The organism is Rhizocola hellebori, assembly GCF_016862955.1.
Classification (GTDB): domain Bacteria; phylum Actinomycetota; class Actinomycetes; order Mycobacteriales; family Micromonosporaceae; genus Rhizocola; species Rhizocola hellebori.
Window position 1 is genome coordinate 26,576 of the sequence record NZ_BONY01000066.1, and the last position, 24,464, is coordinate 51,039.

Genomic DNA, 24,464 nt, shown 5'->3' on the forward strand with positions numbered 1-24,464 from the left:
TATGACCACGTGGAACATCGAGCTCAGCTTCCTTGAGGACACCGACTACACGCAGGCCATCGCGACCCTTCGCACGCCCGACGAGCGGCGCAAAGAGCTGCGCGGTCTGGGTCAGGCTCGGCGTAATCCTGAGGATCGATCGGTCCCGGCGATCGGCGAGGAGGTGGCCGGGGCGCGGGCCCTGTCCAGCCTCGCCCATGAGCTGCTCAACTATGCGGCCGATGAGATTGAGAAGAACGTGCTCCGCGACGACCCATTAATGTAGGCCGCGTGGCAGGCATTGGTCGTCTCGCGAGGTACGGCCTCACCCAGCCGTGTCCACAGGACCTGCCGCTTTGGGACCTGGCATCGCAGCGGCCGCTGGACGAGGAGGCCGCGCTTATCCTCGAGCAGATCGGCCGCGCCGCCGATCCCGACCTGGCCCTGCGCCAGCTGCATCGCCTCTATGAGCGTGACCCGTCGGTGCTGGCCGAGATCGGCGGGAAGGAGGACCTGCGCATCCGGCTGCTCACCGTCCTGGGCGCCTCGTCCGCGCTCGGTGACCAGCTGGCGGCCGTGGCCAAGGGCTGGCAGGCGCTCACCCACACCATCCCGCCCCGGTACGAAGTCCACAGTGGACTGACCGATGTGGCCGCGTTGCGAGCGGGATATCAGCGCGGCCTGCTGCGGATAGCGGCGTGGGATCTGGCCGACGACGCCGACATCGAGGCGGTGATGACGGAGATCACCGCGCTCGCGGATGCCACCCTGCGCGCTGCCTACCGCCTGGCGCTGACCCGGGTCCCTTCCGCGCCAAGGCTTGCCGTGATCGCCATGGGAAAATGTGGTGGGGCCGAGCTGAACTACGTGTCGGACGTCGACGTCATTTTCGTGGCCGCCGAAGACGAGGATCTCTCCACCGGCACCGGGGTCGCCGCCGCGCTGATGGAGATCTGCGGCCAGGTCGCGTGGCCGGTCGACGCCGCGTTGCGGCCCGAGGGTGGGCGCGGCCCACTGGTGCGCACCCTGACCAGCCATCGGGTCTATTACCAGCGCTGGGCGCGCACCTGGGAGTTCCAGGCGCTGCTCAAGGCGCGCCCGGTGGCCGGCGATGCCGGGCTGGGCAAGGCCTGGCTGGCCGGTTTGCAGCCACTGATCTGGCGCGCGGCGGAGCGGCCGGAGGCCGTGGAGGACGTGCGCAGCATGCGCCGCAAAATCGTCGACCAGATCCCGCCGAACGAGGTGGACCGGGAGATCAAACGCGGGCCGGGTGGGTTGCGTGACATCGAGTTCGCGGTGCAGCTGCTGCAGCTTGTGCACGGCCGGGCCGACGACAATCTGCGCTCCGGCAACACTTTGACCGCCTTGCGAGAGCTGGTGGCGGGCGGCTACGTGGGCCGCCAGGACGGCAAGGCGCTCGAGGAGGCCTATCGGTTCCTGCGCCGCGTCGAACATGCCCTGCAGTTGCAGCGGTTGCTGCGCACGCACACGGTGCCGGTCGCCCCGGCGGCGGTGCGGTGGCTGGCACGTGCGCTCGGGCTCAATGAGACCTCGTTCCGGTCGGTGTGGGTGGCCCACGCGGCCGAGGTGCGCCGGCTGCACGCGAAGCTGCTCTACCGGCCGCTGCTCGCCGCGGTCGCCAAGGTGCCCGCCGACGGGCTCTCGCTGCGGCCCGACGCGGCGCAGCGCCGCTTGGAGCTGTTGGGCTTCGCCGATCCGCGGGGAGCCTTGCGCCACATCGAGGCGCTGACCGCCGGTGTGTCGCGCACAGCGGCGATCCAGCGCACGCTGCTTCCGGTGCTGCTGGCCGAATTCGCCGACTCGCCGGACCCGGACGCGGCGCTGCTCGCCTATAGACAGGTCTCCGAAGCTTTGGGGACGACGCCTTGGTACCTAAGGCTGTTGCGCGACGAAGGTCCGGTGGCGCTGCGCCTGGCCCAGGTCCTGGACAGCGGCCGCTACCTCACCGATCTGCTCACCCGCGACCCGGAAGCATTGCGCCTGCTGGCCGATGACGCCGAGCTGCGCCCACGCACGGCACAGTCCCTTGTGGACGGTATGACTGCCGCCGCCGCCCGGCAGACCGACCCGGCCGCCGCGGTGGCCGCGATCCGGGCGCTGCGCCGCCGCGAGCTGTTCCGCATAGGTTCCGCGGATGTGCTCGGGCTGCTCGACGTAAGCACAGACCCGCTCTTCCCGGCCCAACAGGGCTCCGCAGCCGTGCCGCCAAAGGGAGGCACAGCCAAGGCCGCAGCGCCGGCCCGCGCGGCCGGCCAAAGTGCCGCTGTGCCGCCAAGTGAGGGTGGCAAGGCGGCGGTGGGGCAGGCGCTCAGCGATCTGACCGACGCCACGCTCGCCGCGGCGCTGACGGTGGCGCGCGCGGCGGTGCAGGCCCCGGAGGATATGCGCTTCGCCATCATCGGTATGGGCAGGCTCGGCGGGGCCGAGATGAGCTATCCCTCCGACGCCGATGTGCTTTTCGTCTTCGACGGCGGCACCGACGCTGCCGCGCTGGCTGTCGCCGAGCAGCTGCGCACGCTGCTGGCCGCGCCCGCCCCGGACCCGCCGCTGGGTGTCGACGCCGACCTGCGTCCCGAGGGCCGGCAAGGCCCGCTGGTGCGCAGCATCGCCGCCTTCCAGCGCTACTACGCGCGGTGGTCGCAGGTGTGGGAGGCGCAGGCGTTGCTTCGCGCGCGGCCGGTGGCCGGGTCGGAGTCGCTCGGGGCAGAGTTCGTGAAATTGGCCGACTCTGTCCGGTACCCCCCAGAAGGTTTGAAACGCGAACAGATCACCGAGATCCGGCGGATCAAGGCGCGCGTGGAAAACGAGCGGCTACCTCGCGGCGCTGATCCGCTGACCCACGTCAAGCTCGGGCGCGGGGGACTGGCCGATGTGGAGTGGACCGTGCAGCTGTGGCAGCTGCGGCACGGGCACGCCCACCCGGATCTGCGCCAGACGCGGACACTTTTCGTGCTTCGTGCCGCGCTTCGGGCCGGTCTGGTGGAGGAGGCCGACGCCAGGATGCTCAGTGAAGCCTGGGTGCTGTGCTCGAAGGTTCGCAACGCGCTCACCCTCATCCGGGGGCGCGCCTCCGACCAGCTGCCCCGGCACGGCCGCGAGCTGGCGGGCGTCGCGCGCCTGATCGCGCCGGGGGTGGAGCCGGGGGAGTTCCTCGACGACTATCTCAAGGTCACGAGACGTGCCCGGGGCGCAGTCGAGCGGTACTTCCTAAGTTAGAGTGTCCCGGTGGCGCTATATGTGGTCGGCGACGTGCATGGGTTTCTCACCCAGGCCACGACCGCGCTGCGCTCGGCGGGTCTGATCGATCACGACGACAGCTGGTGCGGTGGCGAGTCGAAGCTCTGGTTCCTCGGTGACCTCACCGATCGTGGCCCCGACGGGATCGGTGTCATCGATCTGGTGCGGCGCCTGCAGCAGGAGGCCGCTGAGGTCGGTGGACAGGTGGGATGTGTCCTGGGCAACCACGACATGCTGCTCTATGGGAGCAAATATGTTCCCGATTCACCGGTAAGCGACGTGAGATCCGTCATCCAGGTGTGGGCACTCAATGGTGGTCAGGAACACGACTTGAAGGCGCTTGACGACAGCCGCGCCCGCTGGCTGGCCGATCTGCCCGCGGTGGTGCTCATCGAGGGCTATCTGCTCCTGCACGCCGACACCATGGCTTACCTGGAGTTCGGCAAGACCCTAGATGAGATCAACACGACCTTCCACGATCTGATGCTCAAGCGCGATCCCGAGCACTTCGGTTACCAGACGCGGCAGCTGTTCCGCCGCTTCGACTTCCTCGACCGCGATCAGGGCGTCAACAACGCGCGCTTCCTGCTGACCGTGCTGGGTGGCAAGCAGATCGTGCACGGGCACTCCACCATTCCGGAGACCTTCGGCATCTCACCGTCGCTTGTGGACGGTCCCATGCTCTACGCCGAAGACCTGGTGATGTCGGCCGACACCGGGCTCGCCCTGGGAGCCCGGTGCGTCGCGATCGAGCTGGAAACTAAGGCGTCAGCGTAAGCGTCTGGGTCTTCTCGTCCTCGATCGACTTGCGGTCGAAGCGGAACGTGATGGTCTGACCGGTGCGCCACAGCTCCATCTGGTCGGAATAGTTGGGGTGGAAGGGATGTCCGGAGTTTCCGGTCAGCTGGATCCACCGCGACTCGTTGACATTGGCCAGATCGACAATCATGCGCATTGATGGCACCGCGTCCACCGCGTACCCCTTGCCCGCGTTCCATCCGGTGGCGTTGACGATGGAGGCGCCGCCGGCGGTGTCCTGCGCGGAAAGGTTGAACAGCCACTCGATCGGCGCGATGCCCGACTTGCCGAAAGTCGCGTGCGTCGGCGTCAAGGTGTGCAGGGCTCCCCAGCGCCAGTCGCCCGCCGACTCGCCCAGCAGATCTGAGAGCTCCTTGACCGCAGCCGACATGGCACGGGCCAGCATGTCGTCGCGCTTCTCGACCTCGGGTGTCGCCTGGTCGTCCCACCACGGCGAGTCGGGCTTGCTGAGCAGACCCCGCATCACCTCGAACCAGCGGTCGCCGCCGTTGGGCGCGTACTCCTTGCCCAGCTCATCGAAGGTGAGCAGGAGCAACTGACGCCAGATCGCGTTGTAGTAGGCGGCCGCGGGGGAGTCCTCGCCCTGCATGAAGTTCCACTTGGGCAGCAGGCCGTCGGCCTCCTTTTCCACTTTGGACAGACCTTCCCGCTTTATGGCTGTCAGCAGGGGAACCAGCGTCGGGGCGAAACCGTTCTTGTTGTCGAACTGCATCCGCTGCACGTCGTCCACGGTCAGCGAGGTGCCACTGGCGGAGATGAGGTCGTTGAGGCGCTGGCTTCGGTAGCCGTAGCTCCAGTCGTTGGTGAGCAGATGCGGGTACTGCGGCCCGATCACGGCCTGGTTGGCGGTCACCAGGTAGCCCTGCGGCGGGTTGTAGACGCTCGGCAGCTCCTCGAACGGGATGTAGCCGGTCCAGTCGTAGGCCGGGTCGTCGCCGGGGGCGAAGTAGCGGCCGTCGCCCTTGCCGCGTACCGGGATTTTGCCCGGCGACTGGTAGCCGATGTTCCCTTCCACGTCCGCGTAGACCATGTTCTGGGCCGGGACCTCGAAAAGCGAAGCGGCCGTTCGGAAGTCCTGCCAGTTGGCCGCTTTGTTCAGGGCCATGATGGCGTCACCGGTGCGGCCCGGATCCAGGGCCGTCCACCGGATGGCGATGCCCTTGCCGCCGCCTAGCTTGCGCAGGTCTTCGCTCGCGTCGGACAGGATCGGGCCGTGTTTGCCCGTGCGCACGGTGATGGTCACGTCTTTCCCGCCCGCCACCTTGATGGTTTCGGTGCGGCTGGTCAGCTGCGCGGTGGCCAGGTCCTCGACGTACATGTCGATGACGTCGGGGCCGAGGTTGGTGAAGCCCCAGGCGATTTTGGCGTTGTGCCCGATGATGACCCCGGGCACCCCGGAGAAGCTGAACCCGGCGACGTCCAGGCCACATTCGCAGTGCAGGCCTATCTGGTACCAGATACCGGGCTGGCTGGGCGAAAGGTGCGGGTCGTTGGCGAGGATCGGCTTGCCGCTGCCGGAGAGCTTGCCGCTGATGACCCACGAGTTGGAGCCGATGCCGTCGCCGTCGGCGTTGCCCATCAGCCCCGGCAGCGCGGCCAGACTGGCCTCCAATGTGGACAGCCCTTCGCCGAACGCGGCCGGCAGCACATCCATCGGTGTCACCGAAGCCGCCGCGACCGGAGCGCCGGGGACGATGGGAACGTTGCGGTCAAACGGGTAGGCCGGGTAGAGCTCGTCCACCTGTGCCTTGGTGAGCCCCTTGGCGAGCAGAGCCATCCGGCGGATCTCATCTTCCATGTTGCCGCGCAGATCCCAGGCCATCGCCTTGAGCCAGGACAGGCTGTCGATGGGGTGCCACTTCTCGATCACGTAGTCGGAGTTCTGCAGGCCGAGGATGCTGTACTCCAGCGAGTTGCCCTCGGGGTGCTCGTCGAGCCACGCGTTCACGCCCTCGGCGTAGGCGGTCAGGGCCGCCTTGGTCGGCTCGGAAAGCAGCGGCCACTCCTGCTCGGAGACCCGGCGCCAGCCCATCGTGCGCAGGTAGGTGTCGGTCTCGACCTGACTCGCGCCGAACAGCTCGGAAACCCGCCCGGCGGTGACGTGACGGCGGAAGTCCATCTCCCAGAACCTGTCCTGGGCGTGGGTGTACCCCTGGGCGCGCATCAGGTCGGCTTCGGTCTTCGCATACAGCTGCGGGATGCCCCACTGGTCGCGGTACACGGTGACCGGCGCGCTGAGGCCCTTCACCTGCAGCGTGCCCTCGTGCTGGGGGAACGCGTCGCGCACGGCCTTGTACCCGAGCCCGGCGACCGTGAGCACGAAAACCATCACGATGCCGAGCAGCGAATAGGCGGTTCTGCGCAGGATGCGCCAAAAGCGAGGGGAGGGCTTCACGCCGGGCAGGTTACCAGCGGGTCAGATCCCGCTGGTAGTGTCCGCCCGGCTTTGCTTCAGCCTCGTAACTTTATTTCAGCCTGGCCGGTGCCGTCGCCGTTCGGGTCGACGATGAGGGTGTAGGTGCCGGTCAGCTTCAGCACGTAGCCGTCCCGCTCGGCGATGCCACCGGTGCCGTTGACGATGCAGCCGCTCACGGTGACTCCGCCGACCGGGTCACGCAGGTCGAGCAGGCCACACTGGCTGGGCAGGCTGGACGAGGTCGCATCGATGAAGATGCGCTGCCCGGCTGCCCCGGAGAAGGTGAAGAAAGCCTCCGCGCCCGCCTGCTGGATCTTCGCGGTGACCGCGGGCCCGTTGACGGTGAGCGTGCCGTGCTGATCGATGGCGTCGATCAGCCTGATGGTGGCCTCGCCCACGCCGCGGGCGTTGGGGTCGAGCTCGATGGTGTAGCTGCCGTCCTCGGGCAGCACGGTGCCGTCCAGCTCGCCGGTGCCGTTGATGACGCAGCCGCTGCGGATCTCACCACCATCGGGTTTGCGCAGCGCGAGCAGCCCGCACTCGTTGTCCAGCGACGCCCGGGTCACCTGTAGGAAGACCTTCTGGTCCCTCTTGCCCGCGAAGGTGAACCGGCCCACCACGCCCGGCTTGTCGATCTTCACGACGATCGGCGGCCCGTCGGGCTTGAGCGTGCCGGTCACGTCCTTGATGGTGATGACCCGCAGCCGAGCCTCGCCGGGGCCGGTGCGCGCCTCCACAGTCACCTTGTACTTGCCGGTGGCCGGCAGGGTGGTCGAGTCGATGTGCCCGACTCCGTTGATGATGCACCCGTCGCGCAGTTCCTTGCCGTCCGGCGCGATCAGCGTCAGAACCCCGCAGTTGTTCGCCAAGGTGGCCCCGGGGACATCGATGAAAACCTGCTGGCCGGATGTCCCGTCGAACTCCACCGTCGCCGTGTCGCCCTGCTTTTCCAGCCGCACCGTGAACGGGATTCCACCGAAGTCGGGGCCGCCGGAGAAGAACTGACCCGACGCCAGCGCCGCCGCGAAATCGGCCTGGCCGGTCATCGCCACATCGATGATGCAGCCCGTCAGCAGCAGCGGGTCGGTCACGCCCAGCCTGCGGCACAGCGCCTCGGCCACCGCCCGGCCCGGCAGCGACTCGACCTTGATCTCCCGCTCGGGGAACTTTCGGTCGGTGAACGAGTCGGTGCTCTGGCCCGCCTCATAGGTGAACAACGACTCCTTGGCGTCGATGCGCCAACTGTCGGCATAGGACGGATAGAGCGCGCTAAAAGTTGGCTCGGCAATGGGCGATCCGCCTTTGGGCTTGATGTCGTTCTTCGAGTTGCCGTCGTAGTCGCCGAGCAGCCCTTCCAGCTTTCCCGCCTGAGCCGGTGCCGGCTGCAGCGCGATGTGCAGACCCCACCGGCCGATCGGGCGCACGAAAACCTTGGGCCCCTTGTTCTCCCACGCCACCTCGACCTTGTCCTTGGTCGCCACGACCTCACCGGCGGCCAGCTTCGTGTTGCCCAGCTTCTTGGCCTGCCCGCCGACCAGGAGCACCAAGCCTTCCGGGCCCATCCGCAGCTCCACCTTCTCCTGGCCCACCCGCATCGCGACCGCGGTGTTGAGCGCCACCACCCGCGAGTCTGCGGCCGGTTGCTGGCGGACTTGGATTTGGTACCCGCCAGAGCTTTCCCGGGACAGCACGAACTCGCCGACCGCCTGGAAGTCGTAACGCTTGTTGTCGTAGGTCAGCAGATGCGGGTCGCCGTTGCTGTCGGCACAGCTCGCCCCCTCGCAGTGGGCCGGCGGTTGGGGCGGCTGGCAGTCAGCGGGCAGCGGGATGTCGCCGTAGTGGTCACGCTGCGGCAGCCCGAGCCGCTCCCGCAGGGCGTTCTGGGCGTGGGTCGCCTCGACTTCGGTACGTGGCAGGGTGCGCCCACCGGCGTCGGAAGTCGCGCACGGGCTCATGCTGTAGGTGCCCTGATTGTGTTGCCAGCCATGGTGCAGCTCGTGATACAGCGCGCTGCACGGATCGGCGTTGCCGCCCGAGCCGAAGTACCGGTGGGTGTCGTCGGGATCCCAGAAGATGAAGATGGTGTTCGCGTTCAAGGCGCCCTCATGGGTGTCGCCCGGGTTGTCGGGCCGCTGCACGGTCACGCTCACGCCCGCGGCCTCAAGCGCGGGCAGGATTCCGGCCGGATCGTTGCCCGGCTGATGCAACACGCCCATACAGTTGTCGAAGGCGGCCTGAGTGCTCGGGTCAACATTGGTGATCGTGGCGTAGGCCGGACGTTCCTGGGTGCTGATGCCAAGGGCCGCAACGATAAGCATGGCCACCGTGGCCGCGGCGCGCCGCTTGCGCCGGCGCAGCAGGAAGATGACCACCAGCAGCCCGAGCAGAACCACCAGCCCGCCACCGAGCGCGGCATAGACAATCCACTTAGGACGTTCAGTGCCCGCGTCGTCGTCGCCGACCGAGCCTTTGCTCGTCGCGGCGGCGCAAACCGGGACCTTTCCGTCCCCGCTGACCGGCGCGCTGTAGGTCAGCTCCAGGACCAGCGGTTTGCCCTCCACGATCGGGTAGAGCGCGCCATATGTCCGGGCCTCTTGCGACCAGGTGACCATCTCCAGCGCCAGCCCGGTCGGGCCACCCTTGATGGTCGACAGCGCGATCTCGGCCGACTTACCCGGCTCCAAAGTCTTGAGCCGGCCGGTCAGCAGCAACTCCAGCCCATCGGGAAAGGACACCTCGATCGGCAGCGGCTCGATCGCCTTCCCGTCCTGCACCACGCTGGTGAAGGCCACCGTCCCGAGCCCCGATCCGGCGACCACCTGGCATGGCTGGTCGCCGGAGTTCGTCAGCACCACCACCGGCTTGGCTGGATCGGTAGCACGGACTTTAACGTCCAATCCGGACTGCGCCGGCACGGGCAGCGCATAAAGCGCAGCAAGCAGGAGGTGGCCCAACATGGGTGCACGGTAGAGGGCCCCGCAACGGCGAAGCCCTCATCTGTCGCCTACTTGTCGATGCCGCCCTCGCTAGTTGACGTGGCAGTAATAGCCTTCCGTCGACTTGTAGTAACAGATCGCCGAGTCGGTCGAGCTGATTTTGAAATACTGGTTCGCACCCTTCGAAGCCAACAGAGAGCCACGGGCGCAAACCTTGTTGCAGACCCAGGCGTAGACCTTGTACGAGTGGAACTGGAACGTGAACACATCAGCGTCCGCGAATACCGCCGCACACGCGGCTCGCCTTGAATTCTGACCGGGCGGCACCGCACAGGTGCCGCAGTTGCCGTAGGGTGCACACGTCCCGCCGGTGTAGTCCAAAGACGCTGCGACCACCTCCGTGCCGGTAGTGGTGCTGTTGTAGACCACACCGCAGATGCCGAATGTGCAATCTGAGGCCTGGGCGGGCGCGCTCACGAACACTTGGCCTCCGAGAACAACCCCGATGACAAGCGCGATATGGCCGAGCATCCTCCGGAGCCCTGACTTTGCTTGCATCTTCCTCCCTTTCGTTCGCCGGGAGGCAGACGGTATTCAGGCCCGGTTTCAGATCGGTGTCAGTCGACGAAACCCGTTACCGGGGTTTGTGGCGTTTTAGATCATGGAAGATCGGATCCAGCGGATCCCACTTGATATACGGCGAATGCGTGGCCGCGTGGGCCCGAATTCGCTTCTCGCGATGAGTGAGGCTGTCCACGACCGAAGATGCGGACCACCGGCAGTCCTCGCACGCGGCGTGCAGCGTCATCTCCGAGCCGACCTGCGACAGGCTCAGCACGATCAGATGCATGTCGGCGGGAACTCCATCGCGAATGCGCTGTTCCTCGCGCGCCCGGCGCAACGCGTGCGGTCGCTCCACCGCCTCTTGGAACTCTGCGTCCGACCCCGGGCGGTGCCGGTGCACGGGCGGGATCAGAAACTTCGGGCGGTTGAAGAAGTTGACGTACCACTGCAGGGCGATCAGTGGCAGCACCAACAATCCCAACAGGCCGTATACCGGCGAGAGCCACGGCCAGTGCCACCATCGCAGGTCCGCATAGGACAGCAGAAAGGCGGCCAGCGCGAAAGTCATTGGCAGCAAACCGGTCAGGTAACTTCGATCATGAATCGAGTAGATGCGCTTGACCGTCATCCCGCCGGTAAACGTGTCGTGCCCTGCCCAGACCCGGGGCAGCCGACGCCAGCCGAAACCCAGCCAAACCGTGAGCGCCATTAGGGCCAGCTGAACGATGACGTCCCCGAGATCCACCCGCGCAGGGTAGCGGTTCCGGTCAAACGAAACGGCGGCCGCGTCGGCAAAAGCCGGGCGCGACCGCCGTTTTTAGATCAGGCTTACACGTCGAAGTAGAGCGCGAACTCGTGCGGCGTCGGGCGCAGCGCGATGGGCGCGATCTCCGCGGAACGCTTGTAGTCGACCCACGTGTCGATCAGGTCCTGGGTGAACACGCCGCCTGCGAGCAGGTAGTCGTGGTCGGCCTCCAGACCGGCGAGCACGGCCGGCAGCGAGCCGGGGACCTGGGTGACCTGGGCCGCCTCCTCCGGCGGGAGGTCGTAGAGGTCCTTGTCGACCGGCGCCGGGGGCTCGATCTTGTTCTTGATGCCGTCGAGACCGGCCATCAGCATCGCCGAGAACGCGAGGTACGGGTTGCTGGACGGGTCGGGGCAGCGGAACTCGATGCGCTTGGCCTTCGGGTTGGTGCCGGTCACCGGGATCCGGGTGCACGCGGAGCGGTTGCGCTGCGAGTAGACCAGGTTCACCGGGGCCTCGAAACCGGGGACCAGACGGCGGTAGGAGTTGACCGTCGGGTTGGTGAAGGCGAGCAGCGACGGCGCGTGGTGCAGCAGACCGCCGATGTACCAGCGGGCCGTGTCCGACAGGCCACCGTAGCCGGTCTCGTCGTAGAACAGCGGCTCGCCGCCCAGCCAGAGACTCTGGTGGGTGTGCATGCCGGAGCCGTTGTCGCCGAACAGCGGCTTGGGCATGAAGGTCGCGGTCTTGCCGGCCTGCCATGCCGTGTTCTTCACCGTGTACTTGAACAGCTGCATGTCATCGCCGGCGGCGAGCAGCGTGCCGAACTTGTAGTTGATCTCAGCCTGGCCGGCGGTGCCGACCTCGTGGTGCGCGCGCTCAACGGTGAACCCGAGCGACACCAGGTTGCTGACCATCTGGTCGCGCAGGTCGGCGTAGTGGTCGGTCGGCGCGACCGGGAAGTAGCCGCCCTTGTAGCCCGGCTTGTAGCCGCGGTTGGCCGAGCCGTCGCTCTCCGCGTTGCGGCCGCTGTTCCACGCACCCTCGATCGAGTCGATGTGGTAGAAGCCCTCGTTGGCGCTCGTGGAGTGGCGGATCGAGTCGAAGATGTAGAACTCGGCCTCGGCGCCGAAGTAGGCGGTGTCCGCGATGCCGCTGGAGGCCAGGTAGGCCTCGGCCTTCTTGGCGACGTTGCGCGGGTCACGCGAGTAGGCCTCGCGGGTGAACGGGTCGTGGATGAAGAAGTTCAGCGCCAGCGTCTTCTGCGCCCGGAATGGGTCGATGAACGCAGTCGAGGCGTCCGGCAGCAGCAACATGTCCGACTCGTGGATCGCCTGGAAGCCGCGGATCGACGACCCGTCGAAGGCAAGGCCCTCGCTGAACACCTTGGCGTCGAAGGACTCCACTGGCACTGTGAAGAACTGCATCACGCCGGGCAGATCACAGAAACGGACGTCGACAAACTTCACGCCCTCGGTCCTGAGGTACTGAAGGAGCTCCTCGGAATTGGCGAACAACACGTCCTCCTGGCATTTTGTATCTTCGATTGGCTGCCAGCGGCGCAGGTGCGGAGCGCCTTTTGCCGCTGTATCTTGCGGGCGACGGTAGAACTGCCCGGTTGCCCGGTCATGTCGCCTCTGTTTCAGCCGTGTTACGTCGCCGGGTGGCTAAGCTCTCCGGGTGACCTCTCCGACTCTAGCCCGCCGATTCGGTGCGTTGTTGCTTGATTGGCTCCTTTGTGTGCTTGTTTCGGGCATTTTCGCCCATCCCATGGTTGATGGCTGGGCGCCCTGGCTCGTGCTGATCTTCGAGTACACCTTCTTCATCGGGTTGTTCGGGCAGACTCCCGGCATGCGTCTGGCGAGGTTCACCTGCCTTGATGCCCAGGCCGAACGGCCGGTCGGCATTCCCCGCGCCTTCGTCCGCGCCATGGGTGTGGCGCTGGTGATCCCGGCACTGTTCGGCTGGCACGATCGCCTAGCCGGCACAGCGCTTCGCACTCTCGCCGCGCAGCCGACCGCATGACCGAGCCGACGCAAGTGATCGAGCAGACGCAAGTGACCGAGCCGACGGAATCCGGCGAACCGATGACGGTGCCAGGCCAGGCCAGCACGCGCCCGGTGGCCCTCGTGACGGGCGTCGGCCGGCGGGCCGGCATCGGCGCGGCCATCGCCGAGCGCTTGGCGGCCACCGGTTGGGACGTGGGGTTCACCTATTGGCGGCCCTACGACGGCCGGATGCCTTGGGGCACCGACTCCGAGACCGCGGCCCAGGTGTCGAAGAAGGTCGAGGAGCTCGGTGGCCGCAGCCACTCCATCCAGGCGAACCTGGAAGACCTCGCCACGCCGACGGCCATCTTCGACGGGGTCTGGGCGGTGCTGGGCCCGGTTCAGGCTCTGGTGCTGGCGCATTGCGAGTCGGTCGACTCGGGCCTGCTCACCACCACAGTGGACAGTTTCGACCGTCACTTCGCAGTCAACGCCCGCGCCAGCTGGCTGCTGATCCGCGAGTTCGCGCAACGCTTCGCCTCGCCACACGGCAGCGGGCGCATCCTCGCCCTGACAAGCGACGCCACCGTGGAAAACCTGCCCTACGGCGCGAGCAAGGGGGCACTCGACCGCATCACGCTCGCCGCGGCCAAAGAACTGAGCCAACTCGGGATCACCGCGAACGTCATCAACCCCGGCCCCACCGACACCGGCTGGATGAGCCCCGAGCTAGCCGATTCGGTCAAGCGGGCCACCCCGCTGGGCCGGCTGGGTCAACCAGTCGACTGCGCGAACCTGGTGGCCTTCCTGTGCTCGCCGGAAGGCGGCTGGATCAACGGCCAGCTCCTCCACAGCGACGGCGGCTTCTGACAGACACCCAGCGAAGGCCGTGCAGCGCAGCAGTGTGCGGCGGCTTCTGAAAGCAGCCATCAGTGGCCGTGCAGCGCTGCGCTGGGCGGCCGGGGCTGGTTATGCGGGTGCCGGCAAGGCCGCCAGGATCGCGCTCAGGGCGCTGGCTTGGGTGCGCCAGTCGCGCACGTTGGGGTTGGTGGCCGAGGTCTGGCCCGACCAGCGCTGGCCGATCCGGTTGAGCGAGTCGCGCCCGGAGAGCCAGATGCGGTCGGATTGGGTCGTGGCGAAAGCCCGATAGGGCAACGCTGCTGTGGTGTCGGCCAGCTCCATCAGGTACCGCATAAAAACGCCCTTGAATTGCTTTTGATTGTCGTCGCAACTGGCGGTGAGGCTGTCGCACGACTCGGTCAGCAACCCGTTGGGCGCCAACAGCGGCGAGCCGATCGCCGCGTCGGCCAGCTGGCGGGCCCGGGTCAGCGTCTGCGCGGTGCCGGTGGCGCGCCAAACCTCAAGCGCCGCACCGAAAGCGAGCCCTTGGTTGTAGGTCCAGACGGTCTGCCCGTTGTTCTGGCAGGCCGCGTTGATGCCGTCGTTGACGAGCCCAGCCGAATTGATCATGCCGCTGGCATTGAACCAGTTCCAGCTCGTTGTCGCGCGATTGAGCCACAATGTGTCTCCAGCGAGCCGATTGTGCAGCGCAGCGGTGAGCCGCACCCACAGGCCGTTGGTGACCGCGTTCTTGTAGGTGCGCTCGCGATCCCACCAGACCCCGCCGCCGCAGCGCGAGGTGTCCCAGAAACCGTTGACGTAATTGGCGATGGTGACCGCTTCGGTGAGGTACTTGGCGTTGCCGGTCAGATCGTAGGCCGCTATCCAGGCGAGCGCCCACCATTCGGTGTCGTCGATGGCGCGGCTGATGAAGTGACCCTCGATAGGGTCGCTGCTCTTGACTCCGGCGGGGAAGACGCCTTTGTTCACCTCAAAAGTGCGATCCACAACCCAGAGATAGTCGGTCTTTCCCGTGCGCCTGGTGTAATCGATCACCGTGTGCACCGCGACCGCCGAGTTCCACCAGCTCGACAGCCACCACGCGGTGTCCGGCTGGTAGGCCCACATCAGCGAGGCCGCCACGGCATCGGCGCGGTTGTTCGCCGGGCGGGCCCAGGCGGTGCAGCTGCCGCTCTGCCCCTCGACCGCCCGGCCGCACGCGCGCACCGCGCCCGCGTAAAGCAAGCCACGCGTGTCGCGGCTGTGGAACATGGTGGTGCGGGTCGACGTGGCGCCTGCGGGCACCGAAACCCGCCCCAGCGATGAGCCGCCGGGCCAGGAAACCCCGTTGTCCCACGAGCGATCCAGCCACACCTCGTCGCCGGCCCGGCCGTTGGCCAGCGTCCCCCAGGCGAGCCCCCGGTTGTCGAAATGCAGCCCTATCCTTCGATTGCTAATTCCCGCTTCGGGTACCGGCTGAGAGTCGCCGACCGCAGAAGCCGCATTGAGCCCATCGCAAAGCGTGGCCGCGCAGACGCGAGCGTGAACCCAATCGGTGCAAGCGATCCCACCCGCGTCACCGCACGCGCGGACCACCCCGCGGCGATGGTTCGACGGATCGTAGATGTTGTACATGAGCGTCCGGGTCCCGGTCCACGTGCCCGGGATGCTTGCCTTGCCCAGCAAGCCATCCCAGCTCGGCCCCCCGTCCCACGACCGGTCGAGCCAGATCGAGTTGCCGAGGGTCCCGTTGTCGATGCTGCCCCACGCCATTCCATCCACATTGGACACGTGCAGCACGATTCGCCTGCCGTTGACCACCTTCTCCGCCACCGGAAAGGTCTCCTCACGCGCCAGCGACGGATCGCGAGTGTCGCAGTAGACCGCGCACACACTCGCCGCCAACGGCCCGATCGCCGGCGGGGCCACCATGGCGAAGGAGAGCACGACGAGCGGGATCCCAAGACTCCTCATAACGACCAGCATGAATATTATGCCGCCGACTGTCAACAATCCTAAGAGTCAGGAGCTGGCGCTAAGGCTGGGTGGCGTCGAGGAATTTGCGTAACGCGAGCGCGTAGTCGCCGTCGTCGGTGGTGACCGGATCGTCGCCGTAGCGCGCCACGTCACGGGTTGCGGCTTTGCGCAACCCGCTCACCAGCGCGCCGGAGACCGCGGGCTCGACGATGGACAGGTCCAGACCGCCGTTGGCGTCGGCGATATGCATCCACTCTTCGAGGTTCGCGGGCACATCGCCGGCGTCGAGGGCGGCTTGGAACAGACGCCTGAACGTCTTGCTGGGGACCCACCACTCAGCTTGGGTGTCGAACGTGATTGACAGCATTAGAACCCTACTCTGACGACCTTGGCCAGTTTATCGGCCGGAAGCGAGTCTAGGTGTGCGGTGACGGCGGCAATCTGGTCGGGCGTGTAGCCGGTCATGTCGATGACGGTGAAGTCGTTGCTCTTGAGCAGGTGACTGTCGATCGACCTGGTGAACTGGTCGGCGCGGAAGTATTGCGACTTCGAGCCGTCGCCGAGCGCGTCATAGGTGCGGCCCAGGTCGTCGTGCCAGTCGTGGCCCGGGTCGGGCGGCGGCTCGCCGTGGAAGGTGCGGCCGTCGAAACGGGGGTCATCGGTCAGCCGGGCCGCCGTGTGCTGCTCCGGTGGCCGCGCGTGGTGCATGCTCGGGTCAATCCTGGCCGCGCCGGGCCGGGCCGAGCCCCTCGGCAGGTCGACGTGCCTGGCGACGTCATCGACCACCTCGTCGGCGTTCTCGAACACCTCGCCCGCGGGCCTGGCGATGCCTCTGGCCACGGCACCGGGAATGTGCTTCTTGCCCGGCCCGCGCCTACCCATTGAGGACCGCGTTGAGGGCGAGATCGATGAGCTTGTCGACGATCGCCCCTGTGATCATCTTGAAGATGGGGATCTCCAGCAGCGAGGCGCCGAAGGTGACCACCGCTGTAGCGATGGCCTGGGCGATCTGGACGGCCAGGATGATGAGCTGGGTTATCACCGAAATCTTCAGGGCCAGCACGATTCCGGCGGCCACCATGAGCGCGGCCCCGACGATCTGCGCTCCGGTCGCGCTGTTGGCCAGCCGGGCCGACGGGCTGGTGTCGGCCTGCCATTTGGTCTGGAAAGCCGTGATGGTGTCAGCGAAGTTGCCCTGCCAGGCCACCGCGGCGGCCGCGTCGGCGTCGGAGACATGCGTGCGCAGCACGCCCGAGAAAGTCATCCACGACTGGGACAGCTCGTAGAGCTTCTCCTCATCGGCCTTGGGCCAGGTGTAGCCAAGCATCGAGAGCACACTGATCAGCTCACCAGGCAGCTGCATTCCCATAGGGGATCCTCCGCTTACAGGGGAAGGTTGATCGACGAGGCGATCTGCTGGACCTGCTGCATGTCTTCGGCGGCCTGCTCATCGGTGACCTCGTAGCCATCGGCGGTGATGGACAGCCGCTCACCGAGGTCGTCGATGGCGTCGAGGTTGGTGTTGAAGCAGTTCATCGCCATGGCATAGACGCCTTTGTAGACTTCGCCGATCACCGAGCCGATGTCGTCGTCGCCCCACGGCTCACCTTGCGCGGTCAGCTCGGCGTCAAAATTCTGCAGGTCGGTGATGGCGCGCTGGAGCAGGTCGCCCAGGTCCTGGTCGACGCGGCGCAGTGAGGCCGGATCGACGTCGATCGGGGTGCTCATCGCTTCACCGAGCTGTGAATCTGGCGCATCGCGTCAAGCAGGCCATCGGTGATCTGATTCATCGATCGCATGGCCTGGTCTTGCATCTCCATCAGGTTGCGCTGCAACGCTTCCGGGTCGATGTTGGCGACCGCGGCGTCCTGCGGGTCGGCGCCGCGCCCGATCGCCCAGGCCGCGTTCACGGCCTCGATGATGGCCCGCTGCAACTCCGCCCGCGGCATCACCGACGTGCGATCATCGAGCACCAGCTCGGTCAGCCGGCCGTCGGCGCCCATTTTCGCCTTGACGAGCCCCTCGCTATCAGAGCCAATTCCGTCGGTACGCGGATCCTCTCCGCGAGCCTCCAACTGATCACGTTGGGGCTGCAGTGCGCCTAGCTGGCTGCGCATCGCCTCCAACATGTCAGCAAGCTCGCGCCCCGCATCGTTTAAACCGGACACCCCGTCGCTCCTCCCACGCGTCCGGTCTAAACACTATGAAAGGCGATCGCGATCCACAACCCGCTATCGGCCGCGCATCTGGCGCATCGCGCCCTTCGGCGGGCGAAGGTCCTTCGGAAGCTGGCCGCGGGGCATGGTCGGCCGGGCGGTCAGGGCGGTCAGCGCCTTGTCGAGCTGGTTGACCTCTTTGCCGGAAAGGTTGCGGGGCAAGCGAAGCAGGGTCATGCGCAGCTTGCGGATGGGCAGCTGCCCCTCTTCGTTGCCGATGATGTAGTCGTAGAGGGGGGCGTCGCCGATCACCTTGCCGAGCCGGCGCTTCTGCTCGCCGAGCATCTGGCGCAGCCGGTGCGGCTGGCCCTCGGCGATGAGGATGACCCCCGGCCGGCCGATGACGGCGTGCACCACGTCCATCTGGTTGAGCGCGGACTGGGCCTTGTCCATGTGCATGGCCAGCGGCTTCTCGACGTTGACCCGCCAGTCACCGCGCATGTTGCTGATGAGCTGAACGGCGGCGCCGGTCTGGCCCTCCATCGAGTTCATCATCGCGGAGTTGGAGCGCAGGTTGAGCACGATCAGCACGGCAAGAAGAATGATCATGATGCCGAGCGGAATGGCCACCCAGCCCCACAGGAGGGCGGCGACCACGGTCAGCGCAAGCGGGATCAGCACCGCCGCGGCCACCAGGGGCATGAACCACCTGTCCGCTTTAGCGGTGAACTTGAACACCAACCCGATTTGCTTGATCTGTGCAAAAAAACCGGGCTTCTTTTCCTGCGCCTTCGCCATAAACATGAAGTCTAATGGGCGGCTGACACCCTTGCGTCTATCGCCTGCCGGTAGAGACGACCGGCACGGTAGGAAGAGCGCACCAGTGGGCCCGACATCACTCCAGCGAAACCGATCTCCTCGGCCTCCTGGCGCAACTCGACGAACTCCTCGGGCTTCACCCAGCGCTCAACCGGATGGTGGCGGGTGCTCGGACGCAGATACTGGGTGATCGTGATCAGCTCACATCCGGCGTCATAAAGATCACGCAGCGCCTGGGAGATCTCGGGCCGCTCTTCGCCCATGCCCAGGATGAGGTTGGACTTGGTGACCAGGCCGGCCCGGCGCGCCTGGGTGATCACGTCGAGGGAGCGGTCATAGCGGAACCCGGGCCGGATGCGCTTGAAGATGCGCGGCACCGTCTCCACGTTGTGCGCGAGCACCTCCGGACGCGCGCCGAAGACCTCGGCGAGCTGGTCGGGCTCGGCGTTGAAGTCGGGGATGAGCAGCTCGACGCCGCAGCCAGGCACCAGCGCGTGGATCTGCCGCACTGTCTCGGCGTAGAGCCAGGCGCCGCCATCGGGGAGATCGTCGCGGGCCACCCCGGTGACCGTCGCGTAGCGCAGGCCCATCGTGGCCACCGACTCGGCGACACGGCGCGGCTCGTCGGCGTCGAACTCGGCGGGCTTGCCGGTGTCGATCTGGCAGAAGTCGCAGCGCCGGGTGCACTGGTCGCCACCGATGAGGAAGGTGGCCTCGCGGTCTTCCCAGCACTCGTAGATGTTGGGACAGCCCGCCTCCTGGCAGACCGTATGCAGACCTTCCCGTTTCACCAAACCGTGCAAGGCGGTGAACTCGGGACCCATCTTGGCCTTGACCTTGATCCAATCGGGCTTGCGCTCGATGGGTGTTTCGGCGTTACGCGCTTCGATGCGAAGCAGGCGACGGCCTTCCGGCGCAATGGTCATTTCCTCAGCGTACTTCCAGGTGGTGGTAAATCGCTTTCGCGGGCCGCTATGATGCCCGCAACAGCCCTTTGACGAGGCGAGTCGTGGTGTGACGCCCATGACAATGACCCTGCCGAAGTGGCTGCCGAGGCCCTCTCAAAGAGGGTGAAGGTGTGGTGGCACCGCGAGGATCCCGCTCGCCCACACCTCCCTGGGGATCGCGTTGCGACGACAGAGGAGGTCCACCAATGCAACGCATCCTGTCCAGTGAGCTCGCCGTGCACGTCGGTGAGCCAGTGACAATCGCCGGCTGGGTTCACCGCCGCCGCGAGCTGAAATCCGTTTCCTTCCTCATCCTGCGCGACCGCGCCGGGCTGGCGCAGGTGGTCCTGCCGCCGGGCGCGCAGATGCCGCCCGAGGAGACCGTCATCGAGGTCACCGGTGAGGTGACCGCCAACGAGGTGGCTCCAGGCGGAGTCGAGCTGATCTCGGCGCAGATCACGGTCCTATCCGGAGCCGAGCACGAGACCCCGTTCGAGATCTTCCGGCCCACGCTGAGCCCGGCTTTGCCGACCCAGCTCGACCATGCCGTGCTGTCGCTGCGGCACCCGTCGCGGCGTGAGGCGCTGCGGCTGTCGGCCAAGGCCACGGGCGCCTTCCGCGCGACCCTGGACTCGCTGGGCTTCACCGAGATCCACACGCCGAAGATCGTGGGTTCCGCGACGGAGAGCGGCTCGACCGTCTTCGGGCTGAACTACTTCGGCACTCCAGCCTTCCTCGCCCAGTCGCCTCAGTTCTACAAGGAGCTGATGGTCGGCGTCTTCGAGCGGGTCTACGAGGTGGGCCCGGTGTTCCGGGCGGAACCGCACGACACCACACGGCATCTGGCCGAATACACCTCGCTCGACGCCGAGATGGGCTTCATCGCCGACCACCGCGACGTGATGAAGGTGCTGCGCGAAGTCATGGCGGGCATCATGCCGGCGATCTCCGAGATCGAGGTGCCGGAGGAGATCCCGGCAGTCGACTTCGCCCAGGCGCTGAAGATAGCGGGTGCCAACCCGGAGGAGCCCGACCTCGCCCCGGCCGACGAACGCGCCATCGGCGAGTGGGCGCTGCGCGAGCACGGCAGCGAATTCATCTTCGTCACCGGTTATCCGATGAGCAAGCGCCCCTTCTACACCCACCCTGACCCGGCGCAGCCCAAGTACTCCAACGGGTTCGACCTTCTCTTCCGGGGCCTCGAGCTGGTCACCGGCGGGCAGCGGCTGCACCGGTACGAGGACTATGTAGCCGCGCTTGAGCAGCGGGGCGAGCCGATCGAGCCGGTGCGCTCGTACATCGAGTCCTACAAGCTGGGCTTCCCGCCGCACGGCGGTTTCGCCATCGGCCTCGAGCGGCTCATCGCCCGGGTCACCGGGGCGGCCAACATCCGTGAGGTGCGCGCCTTCCCGCGCGACATCAACCGGCTTGCGCCCTAGCCCAGCAACTCGGGCAGGTGACGCTCCACGATCGGGAGCACTTCGTCGACCGTCACTTCGCGGCCAAGCTCTTGGCTCAGCGAGGTGGCGGTCGCGTCCTTGATGCCGCACGGCACGATGTTGTCGAAGAACTTCATGTCGGGGTTGCAGTTGAGCGCGAAGCCGTGCAGGCTCACGTTTCTGGCCACCCGGATGCCGATGGCGGCGACTTTGCGATCGGGGCCGCGCTCGTCGGCCCGCACCCACACCCCGGGCAGCCGCTTGATCCGCTCGGTGACCACGCCAAGCTCTGCGCACACGTTGATAATCATCTGTTCGGTACGCCTTACGTGCGCGACGACGTCGGCCAAGCCCCCACGCTGCACCGGCAGCTTGACGATCGGATAGCCGACGATCTGCCCCGGGCCGTGCCAGGTGATCTTCCCGCCGCGGTCGACATCGATGACGGGCGTGCTGTCGAACGGCCGCTCCCACGCCTCGGTCAGCTTGCCCGCGGTGTAGACGCTCGGGTGTTCAAGCAGCAGAACGGTATCGGGTTGCGAGCCGTCGACGACGCCCTGATGCAGGCGCCGCTGCTCCTCCCACGCGGTCAGATAGTCGACTGTTCCGGCTCTGATCACCGCCATCGGCATCGTGGTCGTCACCCGCATCAGGCTACTCTCGCGCGCTCGTAGCAGGCCCTAAAGCCGTGTGGGCTAGCTCACGGGAATCCCTTCACACCGCTTCCAGACGCACTCGGTATGGTGTGCGCCTGAAGGAGCTTGTGAAAGCTTTCACAAATGGAGTGACGATGACTGTGGCAGGGGAGAAGAAGGCCACCACGCCGGCGACGCCATCGACGCCGGTTCCGCCCGCTCGCGGTGCAGGGAAAAGATGGATTTTGCCTGCTCTCGGCTTGGTGCTGTGGTTGCTTGTCGCCGGCGTCATGAGCGGGCCGTCCAGCCGGACGACCGAGGTGCAGAAGAATGACAACTCGGCCTTCCTGCCCAAGACCGCCGAAGCCACCGTCGTGCTGGAGCAGAACAAGCGGTTTGTCGACCAGGAGGTCATGCCCACGCTGGTCGTCTATGGACGCGACACCGGCTTGACCGATGCCGACAAGGCCACCATCAAGCGGCAGGCCGGATCGATCGCCGAGCACTTCGGCAACAAGCTGGCCGCCCCGCCGATGACCGAGTTCTCCAACGACGGCAAGGCGGCGCAGGTGGCGCTGCTGTTCAGCGGCTCCGATTCCAAGACGGTGGCCGGATATGTCGACTGGGTGCGCGAGCACCTCGCCGCCGGTGACCTCGCCGGCGAGGGGTGGGTCGCCGATGGGCTCGCCGCCCACGTGGGCGGCCTCGGTGGCATCCTGACCGATCTGATGGAGGTCTTCGAGACCGTCGACGGCCTGCTTCTGCTCGTCACCGTCGGCGTCATTCTGGTGATTCTTCTTGTGGTGTACCGCAGTCCGCTGCTTCCCTTCGTGGTCCTGTTCAGCGCGGGGGCGGCATACACCCTCGCCAATGGCGTGGTCTACCTGCTCGCCCGCGAAGGCATCATCGACGTCTCCGGCCAGAGCTCGGCCATCCTCAACGTGCTCGTCCTGGGCGCGGCCACCGACTACTCGATGCTGATGGTCTCCCGGTTCCGTGAGGAGCTTCGCAAGTCGCAGAACCGCTTCGACGCCATGAAGGTCGCCTGGCGCGCCTCGGTCGAGCCGATCGCCGCCAGCGGTGCCACCGTGATCCTCGGCCTGCTGTGCCTGCTCTTCTCCGACCTGTCCTCCAACAAGGGCCTCGGCCCGGTGGGCGCCATCGGCATCGCGGCCAGCCTGGCCGTGTCATTGACCCTGCTGCCCGCGGTCCTGGTGCTGTGTGGCCGGGTGCTGTTCTGGCCGTTCCGCCCCGCCTTCGGATCTGCTCCGGCGGAGGATCGGGGAATCTGGGCCCGGGTCGCGGGTCTGGTCGGCAAGCGGCCGCGGGCGGTCTGGATGGTCACCGCGCTGATCCTGCTGGCGGCGATCGGCGGGCTGTCCAGGCTGAACGCCACCGGCATTCCGCAGACCGAGGGCTTCATCAACCGCACCGACTCCGTCGCCGCGCAGGAGCTGATCAGCGCCCACTTCCCAGGCGGCACAGGAAGTCCGGCCCAGGTGGTGGTGCGCCAGGAGAAGCTCGCCGAGACCGTGCGCGTCATCCAGTCGACGCCCGGCGTTTCCGCGGTCGCGCCCTATACAGGTGCTTTCGTGCCGGGCGCGCCACCGAAGGTGGTCGACGGCCTGGTGCGCATCGACGCGGTCCTCGCCGACCCGGCCGACAGTGCGGCTGCCACCGCAACGTTGACGAAACTGCGCGCAAACGTGCACGCCATCGAGGGTGCGCAGGCAAAGGTCGGTGGATTCACCGCGATCAACTATGACGTGCAGACCACCTCCCAGCGCGACCGGACACTGATCATCCCGCTCGTCCTGGGCGTGATCTTCCTGATCCTCATGCTGCTGTTGCGCTCCATCGTGGCGCCGGTGCTGCTGATCGCGACCGTGGTGCTCTCCTACCTTGCCACGCTTGGCATTTCGGGCATCGTCTTCACCGACCTGCTCGGCTTCCCGGGCGCGGATTCGTCCTACCCGCTGTTCGCCTTCGTGTTCCTGGTCGCCCTCGGCGTGGACTACAACATCTTCCTGATGACCCGGGTGCGCGAGGAGGCGGCCAAGCTCGGTCACCGCGCCGGAACCCTGCGCGGGCTCTCCGTCACCGGCGGTGTGATCACCTCGGCCGGGGTCGTGCTCGCCGCGACCTTCGCCGCGCTGGGCGTGCTGCCCATCGTGTTCGTCTTCCAGATCGCCTTCGCCGTCGCGTTCGGGGTTCTGCTGGACACGCTGCTGGTCCGCTCCCTGCTCGTTCCCGCCCTAACCGTCGACATTGGACGGTTTGTCTGGTGGCCGGGCAAACTTCGCAAGACGTCGCCGTAACATTTGGCGATGATGCTCTGGCTGCTGCTCGCGGTCCACGTGACCGTCGCCGCGATGTGGCTGGGCGCGATGGGGTACAGCCTCTTCGTAGTCCAGCCACGCCTGGCCCGGTTCGTCGGCAACGACCCAGTCCAGGTCGAGGAGATCCACCGCGAACTGGCCCACGGCAACCGCTGGCGGGTAGCGGCCCTGATCGCCACCCTCTGGCTCACCGGGATAGGCCTGGTCTGGCTCCACCCCGGCGGGTGGCCCCTGGTCGCGGTCAAAGCAATCGCACTCCTAGGTGCCACCGTGCTCTTCTGGTGGGTCTCCTGGCGAGGCTGGCCCCAGCGCGTCTTCGCGCTCCCCGCCGAACTCCCCGCGCTCCAGCTCCGCTTCCGCCGCATCGCTATCGCGATGCTCACCCTGGTAGCCCTCGCCTTCGCCGCCGGCCTCCTCCTCCACGCCTAACCACACCCCCGGCCCTCCTCCTCGCTGCTGCCGCCCACTGCTTCTGTTGACACCTGCATCTATGCGTCAGGGCGTTGAGGCAGAGATGCAGGTGCCGTGGAAGTAGACGGCCGCCGCCCGCCGCGCTGCTGCTGGCGGCCTGTGCCTATTGCTCGCGTGGCACCTACATCTCTGCATT

22 protein-coding genes are annotated in these 24,464 nt (G+C 66.8%); 8 read left to right on the forward strand and 14 right to left on the reverse strand.

Going from position 1 to position 24,464, the window contains the following annotated elements:
- The first annotated feature begins 1 nt into the window (after position 1).
- The 3 genes from Rhe02_RS36825 to Rhe02_RS36835 are packed head-to-tail and all read left to right on the forward strand — an operon-like array spanning position 2 to position 4,014.
- Positions 2–265, forward strand: coding sequence for a DUF1876 domain-containing protein (locus Rhe02_RS36825; RefSeq protein ID WP_203913093.1), 264 nt, complete (start codon positions 2–4; stop codon positions 263–265).
- A 5-nt stretch (positions 266–270) separates the two neighbouring features.
- Positions 271–3,216, forward strand: coding sequence for a bifunctional [glutamine synthetase] adenylyltransferase/[glutamine synthetase]-adenylyl-L-tyrosine phosphorylase (locus Rhe02_RS36830; RefSeq protein ID WP_203913094.1), 2,946 nt, complete (start codon positions 271–273; stop codon positions 3,214–3,216).
- A gap of 9 nt (positions 3,217–3,225) precedes the next feature.
- A complete protein-coding gene (locus Rhe02_RS36835) occupies positions 3,226–4,014 on the forward strand; it encodes a metallophosphoesterase (protein WP_203913095.1) in 789 nt (262 codons plus the stop codon).
- Here Rhe02_RS36835 and Rhe02_RS36840 read toward each other — a convergent pair.
- The 5 genes from Rhe02_RS36840 to glnA form a co-directional block, all read right to left on the reverse strand.
- On the reverse strand, positions 3,998–6,385 hold the full coding sequence (locus tag Rhe02_RS36840; RefSeq protein WP_203913115.1) for a penicillin acylase family protein: 2,388 nt from the start codon (positions 6,383–6,385) through the stop codon (positions 3,998–4,000). The genes Rhe02_RS36835 and Rhe02_RS36840 overlap by 17 nt on opposite strands.
- A gap of 122 nt (positions 6,386–6,507) precedes the next feature.
- On the reverse strand, positions 6,508–9,429 hold the full coding sequence (locus Rhe02_RS36845) for a VWD domain-containing protein (RefSeq protein ID WP_203913096.1): 2,922 nt from the start codon (positions 9,427–9,429) through the stop codon (positions 6,508–6,510).
- Positions 9,430–9,498: 69 nt separating this feature from the next.
- Positions 9,499–9,891, reverse strand: coding sequence for a hypothetical protein (locus Rhe02_RS36850; RefSeq protein ID WP_203913097.1), 393 nt, complete (start codon positions 9,889–9,891; stop codon positions 9,499–9,501).
- A gap of 151 nt (positions 9,892–10,042) precedes the next feature.
- The gene (locus tag Rhe02_RS36855; protein ID WP_203913098.1) at positions 10,043–10,717 is read right to left on the reverse strand and encodes a hypothetical protein; all 675 of its coding nucleotides are present in this window, start codon (positions 10,715–10,717) and stop codon (positions 10,043–10,045) included.
- Between the two features lie 83 nt (positions 10,718–10,800).
- Entirely contained in the window at positions 10,801–12,234 is a 1,434-nt protein-coding gene (gene glnA / locus Rhe02_RS36860) for a type I glutamate--ammonia ligase (RefSeq protein WP_203913099.1), read from the reverse strand.
- Between the two features lie 163 nt (positions 12,235–12,397).
- Here glnA and Rhe02_RS36865 point away from each other — a divergent pair, with 163 nt between their 5' ends.
- Together Rhe02_RS36865 and Rhe02_RS36870 are read left to right on the forward strand one after the other, a co-directional pair.
- Positions 12,398–12,742 (forward strand): RDD family protein, encoded by a 345-nt coding sequence (locus Rhe02_RS36865; RefSeq protein WP_203913100.1) that lies wholly within the window; start codon positions 12,398–12,400, stop codon positions 12,740–12,742.
- Complete coding sequence (locus Rhe02_RS36870) at positions 12,739–13,575, forward strand: SDR family oxidoreductase (RefSeq protein WP_239124289.1); 837 nt, start codon at positions 12,739–12,741, stop codon at positions 13,573–13,575. Before Rhe02_RS36865 ends, Rhe02_RS36870 begins: the two co-directional genes overlap by 4 nt.
- Before the next feature lie 99 nt (positions 13,576–13,674).
- Here Rhe02_RS36870 and Rhe02_RS36875 read toward each other — a convergent pair whose 3' ends face one another.
- The 8 genes from Rhe02_RS36875 to lipA all read right to left on the reverse strand — a co-directional run bounded on the left by Rhe02_RS36875 (position 13,675) and on the right by lipA (position 19,423).
- On the reverse strand, positions 13,675–15,519 hold the full coding sequence (locus Rhe02_RS36875) for a glycoside hydrolase family 76 protein (protein WP_203913101.1): 1,845 nt from the start codon (positions 15,517–15,519) through the stop codon (positions 13,675–13,677).
- A gap of 61 nt (positions 15,520–15,580) precedes the next feature.
- Positions 15,581–15,889 carry a hypothetical protein gene (locus Rhe02_RS36880; RefSeq protein WP_203913102.1) on the reverse strand — a complete coding sequence of 103 codons (309 nt, stop codon included), beginning with the start codon at positions 15,887–15,889 and terminating at the stop codon, positions 15,581–15,583.
- Positions 15,889–16,404, reverse strand: coding sequence for a hypothetical protein (locus Rhe02_RS36885; protein ID WP_203913103.1), 516 nt, complete (start codon positions 16,402–16,404; stop codon positions 15,889–15,891). The genes Rhe02_RS36880 and Rhe02_RS36885 overlap by 1 nt, the downstream gene beginning before the upstream one ends.
- A complete protein-coding gene (locus tag Rhe02_RS36890) occupies positions 16,397–16,891 on the reverse strand; it encodes a WXG100-like domain-containing protein (protein ID WP_203913104.1) in 495 nt (164 codons plus the stop codon). Before Rhe02_RS36890 ends, Rhe02_RS36885 begins: the two co-directional genes overlap by 8 nt.
- 14 nt (positions 16,892–16,905) lie before the next feature.
- Positions 16,906–17,250 carry a WXG100 family type VII secretion target gene (locus tag Rhe02_RS36895; protein WP_203913105.1) on the reverse strand — a complete coding sequence of 115 codons (345 nt, stop codon included), beginning with the start codon at positions 17,248–17,250 and terminating at the stop codon, positions 16,906–16,908.
- Positions 17,247–17,690 (reverse strand): YbaB/EbfC family nucleoid-associated protein, encoded by a 444-nt coding sequence (locus tag Rhe02_RS36900; RefSeq protein ID WP_203913106.1) that lies wholly within the window; start codon positions 17,688–17,690, stop codon positions 17,247–17,249. Before Rhe02_RS36900 ends, Rhe02_RS36895 begins: the two co-directional genes overlap by 4 nt.
- A gap of 63 nt (positions 17,691–17,753) precedes the next feature.
- Complete coding sequence (locus tag Rhe02_RS36905; protein WP_203913107.1) at positions 17,754–18,476, reverse strand: DUF4191 domain-containing protein; 723 nt, start codon at positions 18,474–18,476, stop codon at positions 17,754–17,756.
- Between the two features lie 11 nt (positions 18,477–18,487).
- Complete coding sequence (gene lipA, locus Rhe02_RS36910) at positions 18,488–19,423, reverse strand: lipoyl synthase (protein ID WP_203913108.1); 936 nt, start codon at positions 19,421–19,423, stop codon at positions 18,488–18,490.
- 227 nt (positions 19,424–19,650) lie between these two features.
- Here lipA and aspS point away from each other — a divergent pair, with 227 nt between their 5' ends.
- Positions 19,651–20,883 (forward strand): aspartate--tRNA(Asn) ligase, encoded by a 1,233-nt coding sequence (aspS, locus tag Rhe02_RS36915; protein ID WP_203913109.1) that lies wholly within the window; start codon positions 19,651–19,653, stop codon positions 20,881–20,883.
- Here aspS and lipB read toward each other — a convergent pair.
- Positions 20,880–21,533: a lipoyl(octanoyl) transferase LipB gene (gene lipB / locus Rhe02_RS36920; protein WP_203913110.1), complete on the reverse strand. Its 654-nt coding sequence runs from the start codon at positions 21,531–21,533 to the stop codon at positions 20,880–20,882. The two genes, aspS and lipB, sit on opposite strands and share 4 nt — an antisense overlap.
- Before the next feature lie 275 nt (positions 21,534–21,808).
- Between lipB and Rhe02_RS36925 the strand changes: the two genes are divergently transcribed.
- A complete protein-coding gene (locus Rhe02_RS36925; RefSeq protein WP_444544535.1) occupies positions 21,809–23,836 on the forward strand; it encodes an MMPL family transporter in 2,028 nt (675 codons plus the stop codon).
- A gap of 9 nt (positions 23,837–23,845) precedes the next feature.
- On the forward strand, positions 23,846–24,286 hold the full coding sequence (locus Rhe02_RS36930) for a hypothetical protein (RefSeq protein WP_203913112.1): 441 nt from the start codon (positions 23,846–23,848) through the stop codon (positions 24,284–24,286).
- The last annotated feature ends 178 nt before the right edge of the window (positions 24,287–24,464 follow it).